Annotated in this window: 13 protein-coding genes; 8 read left to right on the top strand and 5 right to left on the bottom strand. The window is 44.7% G+C overall.

Annotated elements, in window-relative coordinates; translation table 11 throughout:
• Positions 1–69: 69 nt before the first annotated feature.
• The 4 genes from DMB88_RS01865 to cdaS form a co-directional block, all read right to left on the bottom strand.
• A complete protein-coding gene (locus DMB88_RS01865) occupies positions 70–675 on the bottom strand; it encodes a hypothetical protein (RefSeq protein WP_128099974.1) in 606 nt (201 codons plus the stop codon).
• Between the two features lie 228 nt (positions 676–903).
• Positions 904–2,973 carry a methyl-accepting chemotaxis protein gene (locus tag DMB88_RS01860; protein WP_128099973.1) on the bottom strand — a complete coding sequence of 690 codons (2,070 nt, stop codon included), beginning with the start codon at positions 2,971–2,973 and terminating at the stop codon, positions 904–906.
• A gap of 218 nt (positions 2,974–3,191) precedes the next feature.
• Positions 3,192–4,298 (bottom strand): Glu/Leu/Phe/Val family dehydrogenase, encoded by a 1,107-nt coding sequence (locus DMB88_RS01855; protein ID WP_128099972.1) that lies wholly within the window; start codon positions 4,296–4,298, stop codon positions 3,192–3,194.
• A gap of 204 nt (positions 4,299–4,502) precedes the next feature.
• On the bottom strand, positions 4,503–5,132 hold the full coding sequence (cdaS, locus tag DMB88_RS01850; RefSeq protein ID WP_128099971.1) for a sporulation-specific diadenylate cyclase CdaS: 630 nt from the start codon (positions 5,130–5,132) through the stop codon (positions 4,503–4,505).
• A gap of 168 nt (positions 5,133–5,300) precedes the next feature.
• Here cdaS and DMB88_RS01845 point away from each other — a divergent pair, with 168 nt between their 5' ends.
• The 5 genes from DMB88_RS01845 to DMB88_RS01830 all read left to right on the top strand — a co-directional run bounded on the left by DMB88_RS01845 (position 5,301) and on the right by DMB88_RS01830 (position 8,291).
• Positions 5,301–5,708 (top strand): GNAT family N-acetyltransferase, encoded by a 408-nt coding sequence (locus DMB88_RS01845; protein WP_128099970.1) that lies wholly within the window; start codon positions 5,301–5,303, stop codon positions 5,706–5,708.
• Positions 5,709–5,776: 68 nt separating this feature from the next.
• A complete protein-coding gene (locus tag DMB88_RS01840) occupies positions 5,777–6,280 on the top strand; it encodes a GNAT family N-acetyltransferase (RefSeq protein ID WP_128099969.1) in 504 nt (167 codons plus the stop codon).
• 276 nt (positions 6,281–6,556) lie between these two features.
• Positions 6,557–6,712: a hypothetical protein gene (locus tag DMB88_RS30090; RefSeq protein WP_164848578.1), complete on the top strand. Its 156-nt coding sequence runs from the start codon at positions 6,557–6,559 to the stop codon at positions 6,710–6,712.
• A 170-nt stretch (positions 6,713–6,882) separates the two neighbouring features.
• Positions 6,883–7,755, top strand: coding sequence for a barstar family protein (locus DMB88_RS01835; RefSeq protein ID WP_128099968.1), 873 nt, complete (start codon positions 6,883–6,885; stop codon positions 7,753–7,755).
• 17 nt (positions 7,756–7,772) lie between these two features.
• A complete protein-coding gene (locus tag DMB88_RS01830) occupies positions 7,773–8,291 on the top strand; it encodes a GNAT family N-acetyltransferase (protein ID WP_128104263.1) in 519 nt (172 codons plus the stop codon).
• Between the two features lie 107 nt (positions 8,292–8,398).
• Here the strand turns inward: DMB88_RS01830 and DMB88_RS01825 are convergent, their stop codons facing one another.
• Positions 8,399–9,178, bottom strand: coding sequence for a Crp/Fnr family transcriptional regulator (locus tag DMB88_RS01825; protein ID WP_128099967.1), 780 nt, complete (start codon positions 9,176–9,178; stop codon positions 8,399–8,401).
• Positions 9,179–9,561: 383 nt separating this feature from the next.
• On the opposite strand from DMB88_RS01825, the gene DMB88_RS01820 reads away from it, so the two are divergent.
• The 3 genes from DMB88_RS01820 (at position 9,562) to DMB88_RS01810 (ending at position 11,920) form a co-directional block, all read left to right on the top strand.
• Positions 9,562–9,993 (top strand): GAF domain-containing protein, encoded by a 432-nt coding sequence (locus tag DMB88_RS01820; protein ID WP_128099966.1) that lies wholly within the window; start codon positions 9,562–9,564, stop codon positions 9,991–9,993.
• Between the two features lie 168 nt (positions 9,994–10,161).
• Entirely contained in the window at positions 10,162–10,812 is a 651-nt protein-coding gene (locus DMB88_RS01815) for a response regulator (RefSeq protein WP_128099965.1), read from the top strand.
• Positions 10,805–11,920 carry a PAS domain-containing sensor histidine kinase gene (locus tag DMB88_RS01810; RefSeq protein ID WP_128099964.1) on the top strand — a complete coding sequence of 372 codons (1,116 nt, stop codon included), beginning with the start codon at positions 10,805–10,807 and terminating at the stop codon, positions 11,918–11,920. Before DMB88_RS01815 ends, DMB88_RS01810 begins: the two co-directional genes overlap by 8 nt.
• The last annotated feature ends 371 nt before the right edge of the window (positions 11,921–12,291 follow it).

The following is a 12,291-nucleotide window of genomic DNA, read 5'->3' as shown; positions in this document are numbered from 1 at the left end:
TGTTCAACGTAAATAAGGCGATTCATCCGAATCGCCCCCCGCCTTATCTTCTGAATCTCTTCTCATCAATTATTTACCATAATCATAGACCAATTCCTGAAGCTCCCTGATGTTGTAGGTATCGTCTACAATGAGCCACTGCTTGTTCTCAAACAGGAAAGTTAGCTCGCCTTCGAGCGGTATTTTGCGCACTTCTTTATCCTGTTCATCTATGAAAATAAGATCCAGCGTGTATGATACGAGAAGAGAATCGCCTCTATTTTCCTTCAACGTGAAATTCATATTTTCTCCACGCAGCTTCACCTGTTCTTTATAAGCCACCATAAGAGGCAAAACGATATTGCGATCAGCCATCTGTTTTTCGAAGTACTTTTCGGTCAGGAACGGCTTGATCAGTTCTCCCCTGGCTAGGGCAGATTCCATCGTCGTTGCGCTTTTCTCATCATTTTCATTGACTTCAAATTCAGTAGTCTTATAGTCTTTCGCTGTCTGTAGCGCAGCCTGCTCATCCTGATCCGTAGCCTTTGGAACCTCAATATCCACTTCGGTAGGTGTTGTTATCGTTTCTTTTGCTGATTCTGTACTCGGTTCAGTCGTTGCAGATGACGTACATCCCACCATTAACACACTCGTGATAAGAACTGTAAGCATCAGCCACATCCAATGTCGTCTCATCTCAGACCTCCTTCTGTATAGATAACCGTAATCACCCATATTTACAATTTTTATATATAAACATTATACTACTTTTTAGATTAATATTCCAATTATATACCATTTATTAATGTATTTATCCAAAAAAGCCCCTTGATCTGCCATCTTTGTTGGCACAAGGGACTTCTTGGAGTTCATTTGTGTATCATAATGCTCTTCTTTTAACGCTTTAGCTTTTACTTCCGTTACTTACTCAACCTTGAACTTACCAGCAGCATCAGCCAAATCACGTGTTAACTGATCAATGGTATCCACCATATTCGCCAACTGTTGCACGGTTGCCGCTTGCTCCATCATTGTTGCTGTGACTTCTTGAACCGAAGCAGATACCTGCTCCCCTGATGCCGACAGGCTATGCGCTGACTCCAGCACATCGTCTTTGTTCTGTATCATCTCCTGCATCTGTCCTGCCATCGAAGCGATCTGATGGTTAATCTCCGTCACCTTCTCCAGAATCACGTCAAATGCCTGACGAGTCTGAATAACCAGCTCATCCTGTCTGGACGAGATCGTATGGATCTCCGCAACACTTTGATTGTTCTCAGCTACATCAGCCAGATTCTGTGTAATAATGCTCGATATTTCTTTCGACTGTCTAGAACTCTGCTCTGCCAAATTACGGATTTCCTCTGCTACAACCGCAAATCCTCTACCATGCTCTCCAGCCCGAGAAGCTTCAATAGAGGCGTTCAATGCGAGCAGGTTGGTCTGTTTGGCGATCTGGCTAATCGCTTCTGTAATATGGCTGATACTGCCTGAGCTGTTCTGAAGCTTGACCGTAATCTCAGAGATTTTCTCTACTTCCCGTTCATTCATCTCATTGATCCGCATCAGTTCATTCACGACTTCGCTTCCATTATGGAATACACTTTCAATCTCATCCGCTCTCGACTTCACATCCTGTGCACTACCATTCATAGCAGTCACTTTATCGCCGAAGCTGTTGAATTTCCCTACGATCTGCTCGGTATCTTCCGACTGAGCCTCCATCGCTTGTGCTATTCCCATCAGTGTAGCGGATGTCTCATCAATGGATCGTGTAGTTTGCTTGGAGGTATCCTCTAGCTCCTCTGTACTCGTTTGTAGAACCGTAATAGATTTTCCCATATTCGTAATCAGGTTCTTGTTCTGTTCAGCCATGCTATTGAAACTATCTGCAAGATCTTTGAACTCGCTGTGGTACCTGCCCTCTGCCTTCACCGTCAGATTCCCCTGGGCAAGCTGTTTGAACAAACCTGTAAGTCTGATAATCGGCTTCGTAATATTGCGAGAGATTAACATGCCCACTCCGATGGCTATCACAATGGCAAGCAACGTAAGCCATAACATCTGCTGAAGCATATCTTGCACCGGGCGTTTAATATCGTCATAGCTATCAATAACAATAACGAGAAGATCCGCACCGGGGATCTGGTTGACACGATAATACGTATTATCGATTGTCGCTGTCGTAATCTTCACTTCGTCCGTCGCCTTTTCTTGAAGAAGTGCCTGCACATTCTGATCTTCTGCAAGCGATTCTCCTATCAAGGTCTGATCGAGTGAATCGTACATGATTGTGCCACTGCGGCTGAGCACTTCAATCTTGCCTTCGCCATTAATTTTGATATCACCCAGTTGTCCTAGGAAAAAGCTGGTGTCCATGGTCATAGCAAGCACACCAATGGTATTGCCTTCATCATCTTTGACCGGCTCTGAGAAGATGATCACCAATTGTTTGCTTTGCTTGGACACTATCGCATCACTGATGAACGATTCACCCGTAATGGATTTCTGAAAATATTCCCGATCATCTCGGGGCTGACCAATGACATCTGTCTGGGTTGCAGCCACCATGATCCCCTTCTGATCCAGCAAGTACAGATTAGGTCTTGCTTCTTCGGTATCCGATACACTGTTCGTTAGAATCGTATTAGCTTTGTTAAAATACGGATTAGCATCCGAGAAAAATTCTTCATCCGTCATACTGTTCGTGTTCCGCAGCTCCAGCAGCTCTTTGAACGTATTATGTACGGAAATTGCATGACTCATCTGCTGTTGAAGCTGTACGGCCGTCCACAACCCTTCCCCAAGGCGGTCGGCCATTCCGTTAATTTCTCCCTCACTCTTCATAACCAAAAGTTTGGATGAGACGAAATACGTTGCTGTGGTTGTTCCCAAAAGCACCAAGACCACTAAGAAACTTAACATGATCGGTAGCTTAACCTTCAGCGAGATATTTCTAATTCGATAAGACAAGCCTTGTTTCTTCTTCCCCATTTACGATTTCCCCCACTTTCATGAACCATCTGAACGATGTACATTCATTATCGGTATATTGGAGTGGGAATTTGATGTGCATGTCTACTATCTGTCGTAAAAGAAATCAAAAAACTGTCCATATGCACGAGCCACCCTCCTCCACATTGATTCATGTGAAGGAGGGTTTCCCGGTATCAGACAGTTTAATGAGTCCTTATCATGTTACTTACTGTGTATTATCCACGCAATCTGCGGGAACTTAACGCGTTGTGTCCATTTTGCAGAAACGTACTGCGTGTGTTCTTCATCATCTCAATTCGGCGTTCAGCAAGACGATCGGCTGCTACATATGTCGGGATACCTTCCGAACGGGACGAGGCAAAGATGCTCTCCAGCGTGTTGTAGATCTGGCTCACCTTACTGTATGCCCGTTCCGCATTGTATCCATTTAATTCATCGGCAATGTTGATCACACCACCCGCATTAATGACGTAGTCCGGTGCGTATACAATGCCCATCTGGTGTAACTGATCACCATGTCTCGGCTCAAGTAACTGATTGTTGGCACAGCCTGCCACCACTTTAGCCTTGAGCACTTTCAAGGTGTCATCATTAATTGTGCCACCTAATGCACATGGGGCATAGATATCACACTCTACTCCAGTGATGTCTGCTGGGTCGACAGCCTTAGCGTCGAAACGGTCCACGGCTTGTTTTACCGAATCCTTATGAATATCCGTCACAATCAGATGTGCGCCTTCCTCGTTCAAATATTGGCATAAGTGCATGGCTACATTCCCTACACCTTGGACAGCAATCGTTTTGCCTTCCAGAAGATCAGTGCCGAATGCTTCCTTTGCTGCTGCTTTAATCCCCCGATATACGCCCCACGCCGTTGCAGGAGATGGATTGCCTGACGAACCATAGCTTGGAGAAATGCCCGTAACATAATCTGTTTCTTGGTAGATAAGGTTCATATCTTCCTCGGTTGTCCCCACATCTTCTGCGGTAACGTAACGTCCATTCAACCCTTGAATATATCTTCCGAATGCTCGAAACATCGCTTCATTCTTATCACGCCGTGGATCGCCGATAATGACCGCTTTGCCACCACCCAGATTTAGACCTGATATTGCGTTCTTATATGTCATCCCTCTTGCGAGTCGCAGGGCATCTTCAATGGCTGCATCTTCTGATGCATATGTCCACATCCGTGTGCCGCCCAGTGCAGGTCCAAGTGTCGTATCGTGTATTGCAATAATGGCCTTTAGCCCGGAGGCTTTATCTTGGCACAGAACCAATTGCTCATAATCGTGATGCTCCATTGCTTCAAACCAATTCATATTTATAACGCTCCTCTAACCAATTTAGCGACCTGAATCGCTATAGATCTGTCTGTTGACCACTCTCTATTGTACATATGAATACGAAGTTTGTGCAAAATCACATCACGATGTAAGGCATTAGCCTCTCATTAAAAAACCTTTCTCTCCTGAACAGGGAAAAAGGTGTGCATGATTTTAGATTCTCGCTGTTCGTCGGGAAAGTCAGGAAAGGACTTCAATGACGTTAATCGGATGCAAATCCCCACCGATTGCAAAGGATGCTTGCCCTGTCTCCTCTGAGACAACAAGTACCACAGCGTCTGTGAGCTCACTAAGCCCTATAGCTGCCCGGTGGCGAGTTCCCATTTTACGCTCATGCACTTCAACCTGTGACAACGGTAATACATTTCCTGCGGATACAATCTGGTTGCCCCGAATCAGCACAGCCCCATCATGTAATGGTGCACCAGGTATAAAGATCGACTCCAATAAGGCATGCGTTATTCTCGCATCTACAGCGACTCCCGAATGAATGATGGAATCCAGTGAAGTTTCACGTTCAATTACAATGAGTGCTCCGTATCTTCGATCAGATAGATGCTGCACGCTGGCTGAGAGCTCGGCAAACTTTTCAGTGAACGGAGACAGGTAACAATCCAGGTAAAATGAAGAGGCTAACACCTCGATCTGTTTGATCTCGGCTCGAATCTCAGCGAATTGTCCCAGCAAGCAAGCATGATCATTGTCAAAACGGGATAATGTTACATTCATGCGTTCCGCCACACGATGAAGATCCGCCTTTAACATTTGTCTCATCGAAGAACTGTCACAGTCTGCTTGCCGCTGGTTCATAGATCGCTGCCTCCTCATCTGCATCTTCTACATAATTACCCTATACAGTTCCCGTAACATAGGTAATCTATTCACTTTATTCTATGTATAACAACATCTTTGCTTCCTCATGTAGATGAACGCATGTATAATATTTACATTAGATCATTATCTCGTGGAGGACGTAGAATGAGAATTATTGCAGCAACTGCATTGCACTATGAATATATTCGAGAACATGACCGTCATATCGTAGACAGCTTCATTTTGCCCAAGATCAGAAGCAATGAGATTTATATGCTGCAAAATGAAGAGGATCAGCTCATTGGCTGGATGAGACACAGCTATTTCTGGGACAATACCCCTTTTATGAACATGATCTGGATTGATGAACCCTATCGCAACAGAGGATTCGGGAAGCAAGCCATTCTTTTCTGGGAAAATGAGATGAAGAACCTCGGGTTTGAACTGGTCATGACCTCTACTCTAGCCAATGAAGGTGCTCAGCATCTGTATCGAAAGTTAGGGTATCGTGATGCGGGAGGTTTATTGCTTGAAGGCGAGCCTTTGGAAATTTTAATGACCAAAAATATATAGCTGTAAACTCTCTACGTTATGATAAGATGCAACTATTCAATCATGGTATAGAAGGAGCGTTCGGAGAGATGCAGCTAATAGACGTTTCAGAACAACACTTGGCACAACTACAAGCCATTTATAATTATTATGTAACCCATACGACCGTTTCCTTTCACACGGAAGAACTAACTTTGGATGAGATGCGCAGAAATGTAATGAATGGCCACCCTCGCTACCAAACCTATGTTATTGAAGAACAGGATGTGATCATAGGCTATGCGTTGCTTACTCAACACAAAAACAAACAGGCTTATGATAGTACTGCAGAAGTAACGATCTACATAGATCCTGACAATGTTGGAAGTGGGATTGGTACAAAAGCCTTATCGGCACTTGAATTACAAGCAAAAACATTAGGTTTCCATGTACTTGTAGCAACGATATGCACAGAGAATGAACGGAGTATCCGATTGTTCGAGCGTCTAGGGTATGAGAAATGTGCCCACTTCAAAGAAGTAGGTTATAAATTTGGCCGCAGACTGGATATCGCAAGTTATCAAAAAATCATTGGACAAGAATCAGCTCGATAAACAAAACAGGAAGTACACCGGTACCATGAAAAAATCGCAACAGCAGCCGTGAATCTCCGGTTGCTGTTTTTCGTTGATAGACGGATACGAAGGGCGTTGTAGCTCATATTTTTATCAAAAAAACTAAAAACCAAGGCACTTGCCATTGCATTTTACCTTCAACCCATGCATAATGATATTATACGTTTGATAATGATTATCATTCTTGAACTTGTCTCTCTTCTGTTTACTGTACATGAATTAACGATCATATAGATAAAGGGGAACGAACATCGAATGGATACGACTCAGCAAAAAACGACACTGCAGCTTGATGATTATCTGGATCTTCTAAACCTGGCAATGAACATTGGTGATGTGAAATGGCAAAAGGAAATCATCCGTAAGCTATCAGCAGCTTATCCAGCAGTGGAATGTAAACAGCCACAATAGATTAGAATGCAACAGTTATGCTCAATATAGCTCCTGACCGATTCGTATAGAATCAGTCAGGGGCTTTTTTTGTGTCTTATCGTATTGTGATATGCTTGGGTTGTAAACCATTCCCATCATAAACTGTATACGCAGAATGTATTCATACCAGTTAAGGAGGTTATACGATCATGACTTTTCCATTCGTGCTTCTAGATGATTCAACCGATCTGATCATAGGACATTGTACAGATATCGTCGGCCTAGATGGTACAGTGATCAACCTCGAAGAGGGTTACCACCAAATTATATTGAAGCATTTCGTATTTTCGTATGAGTTCCAACAGTACATTTTGCAAAAAAAAGAACCCCTATCAAGATATGCCTATGTCGGAATGTTGAATAAAGATGACCACACGATAGGCTACTATGGTTTCTTCATTCATGACACAATAAAGTATCATAAACTCGGTTTTCCTACCCTGGTTTCAGATCTCAAGTTGAACGTATCCATCCATCGTCTGATCTCAGCGCAAGAACTTCAGATCTGGGATCAATGGAGAACATCGCTCCCTTCAGCGCTTAACCAGTGGGCTACCTACGATGAGAATGGAAGAAGAGCATGGCTAAGTGTGGTGAAGAGCCATAACAATATGAATATAGCAACAGAAATCGTTGAGGAAACTAACGACATAAAAGAAGATCAGACAAAAACATTTCAGATGGACGGTACGTATGTTACTAGTTACGCTTCCTTTTTCTGTGCACTAGGTGAAGCCATGAATGGACCAGGTGGCTATTATGGATCGGATTTCAACTCGTTCATCGATTGTACTTATGGTGGATTCGGAGCAATCACCCCTTTTACCCTAAAGTGGGCTAATCATCGAGTCGCCAGATCATATCTGGATATTAACGCATGGCATCGGGAGATTGACTGGATGCGGGCAGAGAACGAACGTTTAGGAGAAGAGGATTTTGAGGTGGAAATAGGGAATAGACCATTATATGAGGCGATTATTGAAAATTTGGAGCACCAAGGAATCACGGTTATTTTACAATAGTTAAGGATGGTGACATGATGCAACTAGAAACAGAACGATTAATTATTCGTGAGATTGTAGATTCAGATTGGGAGCACATTCATACATATACTTCGCTACCCGAGGTTACCACACATACGGCATGGGGACCGAATACAGAAGAAGATACTCAAAGTTATGTGAAGTATGTGATTGAGCTACAACAAATAGAGCCACGAGAAGGCTATGAACTAGCCATATGTCTGAAACAAGAAGGTACACTAATTGGTGGTATTGGTATTCATGTCATGGACACCAACGCGGAACTAGGCTATGTGTTGAACCCGAGCTATCAAGGCCGAAGTTATGCAACGGAAGCCGCACGTGCGATATTGGAATTTGGTTTCAATACACTTGGCGTACATCGCATCTTCGCCAAATGTCGTCCAGAGAATAGCGCTTCAGAGAAGGTCATGCTGCACATCGGCATGGAACGCGAAGGTCTGATGCGAGAACACTGGTACTACAAAGGCAAATATCATGACTCCTTCCTATATTCCATTCTGGCGAAGTCATAGCAGAAAGGGTCAGCCCACAACAGGCTGACCCTCTTTCTACATACAACAACCGTTCTCCGTAACGACCCCAATCGCCAATGAAGATAAACAGTTATTCTTGTGTTACATTACATTCTGCACAACTCTGCTGGACAGCTCGGGACTGTAGGACACCCACACATACTGCGTAACGCAGCCAAATCTCGAATAATCAGTTTGCCTTCAAGTGTATCCAGCGTACCCTGCTCTTTCCAAGCACCCAGCATCCGCGTTACACTTTCGCGAGTCGCGCCAATCATTTCTGCAAGCTCTGTATGATTCAGCTTCATCTCCAGAACAATGCCATCTGGCGTCATCTTTCCGTACGAATTACTAGCTCGGATAAGGGTCGATGCCAGCGCACCTGCTTTACCATAGAGCAGCAGATCACGAAACCTCGACTGGGTAATACGCTGTGCGAGCGCCATCCATTGCAGGAATTTCAGCGCAAGATCGCCATCTTTACTAAGCACACTCTCCAGCTCGCTCAGCGAGATAATCGCGAGTTCTCCTTTATCTGTCATCTCAGCACTGTAGCTGTGCATCTGACCACCAATGCCACCGAATTCTCCGATCAGATCGCCTTTTTGTTGAATAGACAAAATAATCTCTTTGCCATCCTCCGTGGATTTTGTCAGCTTCACACGTCCCGAACGAATGTAGTACAGGTATCCGGCTTCATCGCCTTCCAGAAAGAGACTATACCCCGACTTCACCCGCTTGGATTGCATCATAGCTTCAATCGATGCCCATTGTTCGGCTGTTACGAACGAAAGAATTCCGCCAGTTTCCCTCTGTGTCATTTTGCTTCCCTCCGTCTGTTCTCGTTCCGTCGCTTGGGTTGTTCTTTCTACGAATACCGTACCCATACCAATCGTCCCCCTCGTGTTTCCTTATGCATCTATCTTACCGCGAAAAGAGCATAAAGGTTATCGGGGATTACCTGAACCTTACGGATAAATTCCCTGAATTTGCTGTGAGAAAAGTCACACTAGGCACTAAACCCACAGTCTGAGTTGCATTGTATGTCGCAGTAGGTCTGGCCTGAGGGCACTTGGGCAAGGATGATCAGTAAAATCCAGAAAACAAATAGGGGTTTTCCCTGAATTACACGGAGAAGGAAAAGGTCTACAATAGAAATGAACGTAGGAACGCATATACATCTACTTATCATTAATGACTCAGTCTATTTGATTAACGTTAATTCATTCGACCGGAATCTACGGTATGACCCTAAAAGGAAGTGTCTCTCATGCATGATGAACATCCATCTGGCATTCAGGAGATGATCGACCGCTTGCGCCTCAACACATCCAGCGATTTTTGCGGTCTCGCCTGTTTGTCTGGAACGCTGCTTCGCTGGAAATATACGTCCGGTGCCAGCAACGAACGTGTACAGCGCATGGAAATGCGTCCCGGACAAGACCTTGTCGGTACAGCACTGCGAACTGGGCGAACCACGCTGTCAGATGCACAATCGAATACAGACCATACACCCGGGCGGTGTCCGCTTATGCTTGCTGAACGGCTCGTATGTGCTATTGCGGTACCTGTCTTCCAGTCAGGCAAGTTGCCTGAAGCCGTATTGCTCGTAGGTAACCGAATGTCTTGCACATTTACAGCAGATATGATCCATGAAGTGGAGCAACTGGCACGTGAGCTAGAATCGCTCATTCACGGATAACTTGCGACATCGAATCTATGCACAAAGGCTTGTTTCACCTGTTAAGGTCGAGCACAGCCTTTATTTATTCATTTTATAGATAAGCCATTCTGAGATTCCTTCTCTGAGTGGCTTTCTTTTTTGGTATGATAGAGGCAGACATATGCATGCGGACAGGGGGAAAATGATGTGATTCAACTATTGGTCGTTGATGACCATGTGGTCGTACGTTCCGGGCTCATCGCCTTGTTGGACGGTAAAAATGATATTCAGATCGTTGGAGATGCAGCCGACGGGGATGAAGCCATTGCCAAAGCCCAGCAACTGAAGCCCAATGTGGTCTTAATGGATTTCAGCATGCCACCAGGCAAGGATGGATTAACAGCCACGGCTGAATTAAAAAAGTTAATGCCAGACGTCGCCATTCTTATACTGACGATGCATGATGATGAAGAATATTTGTTCCGTGCTATTCATGCTGGAGCCTCTGGATATATCCTCAAGAGCGCCCCACATGAAGAGTTGCTCGCCGCCATTCGCTCGGTTGCAGACGGTAGTGCATACCTGTATCCAAGTGCAACGAAACGACTCATGAGTGAATACCTCGATAAAGCAAAACAAGAAAATGCCGGCCCGTATGACACGCTCTCCGAGCGAGAGAAAGAGATTTTGTCATGGATTGCCAAAGGGTATGCCAACAAGGAAATTGCTGAGCATCTCGTGATTAGTGTCAAAACCGTGGAATCCCACAAAAGCAATCTCATGGAGAAACTCGGTCTCCGTACCCGGCCTGAACTCGTGAAGTTTGCAATGAAAAAGGGGTTGCTGAACTTTGAATAGCGAACATGAAAATAGACTCAGTGGACTTGCCGACCAGCCTGTTCTGCAATTACTGCGTGAATTGGATAACCATATCACTGATGACCAGTTTCGCAGCAGGCTGAAAGGTTCATTGCATCAACTCAGTGATCTGAAGTTTGCTCTTGATGAATCCTCCATCGTCGCGCTCACTGACCGTAAAGGGAAAATTCAATATGTAAACGATAAATTCTGCGAGATTTCGAAGTATGATCGGAGTGAGCTGATAGGTCAGGATCATCGTGTTATTAATTCGGGTTATCATGGCAAAACATTTATGAAGAACCTGTGGGATACGATATCCTCCGGCAGGGTATGGCATGGCGAGATACGTAACCGTGCCAAAGACGGGAACTATTATTGGGTAAACACCACCATCGTGCCTTTTCTCGATAATGAAGGACAGCCTTATCAATATTTAGCGGTACGAAGTGAAGTCACTAAGCTTAAACGTGTGGAGGGTGAGCTGCAGACGATGATGTCTCAGGTCATGAACATTCAGGAAGAGGAACGGCGACGGATCTCACGCGAGCTCCATGATGGGATCGGTCAAAGTCTATTCTCTCTTGTCATTCAGATGGATCGCCTGCTCGCAGATCAGCCACATCCCGGCGTCGAATCCCTGCGAAAACAAGTGACCGGGATTATGGAGGATGTTCGTGGTATGGCTTGGGAGCTCAGACCTTCTGTATTGGATGATCTGGGGGTTGTACCCGCGATTCGCACCTACATAGAGAATTACAATCGCCACTACGGAATTGAAGTCAAGCTGGAGTGCAATCTACGTAGACGACTGGATATGAACCGTGAGATCGCGATGTACCGAATCATTCAAGAAGCGTTAACCAACATTGCGAAGTACGCGGATGTATCCGAAGCACAAGTAACCGTTGAAGATGCTGAGGATGCAACTGTGGTCATCATTGAGGATCAAGGTATTGGCTTCAACGGAACGAAGTTGGGGAACGGCGTTGGCATGTTCAGCATGGAAGAACGTGCGCGCGGAGCTGGCGGAACACTGAGGGTATCCTCCGAGCCAGGTGAAGGGACAACCGTCACCCTTGTTCTGCCAAGGGCAACAACGAAGTAGCGCGAGGATGAACGACTGATTTGGATTGAATAGTGCATTTGAAGTAGATGCTGCGCTGAGGTAAATACAACGTTAACATTCGAGCACGACTGGCGAATCACAATCATGCGTGACCAGCATAACTAGCGAATACTATGCTTGCAGAGCGCACGTCGATCGTATAGAGCTATTATGTAGCTACGAATATACTAAAGTACACATTGTAGACTGTTAAGGTTCGTTCCTTAGGCAGTCTTTTTTCTATTTTTGAGGTAGCTTTCACTCTATCTAGAAGGTAAACTTGGTCAATTTTACAAAGTGAAAGTGAATTATCAGGTATAATCCTTATTTATTATAAATATATTGACTCAAATTACGTTTCGTCATTAAAA

This window comes from Paenibacillus sp. DCT19 (assembly GCF_003268635.1).
GTDB lineage: Bacteria > Bacillota > Bacilli > Paenibacillales > Paenibacillaceae > Paenibacillus.
Note: the sequence above shows the minus strand (reverse complement) of the source record. Positions and strands in the feature narration are given on the sequence as shown.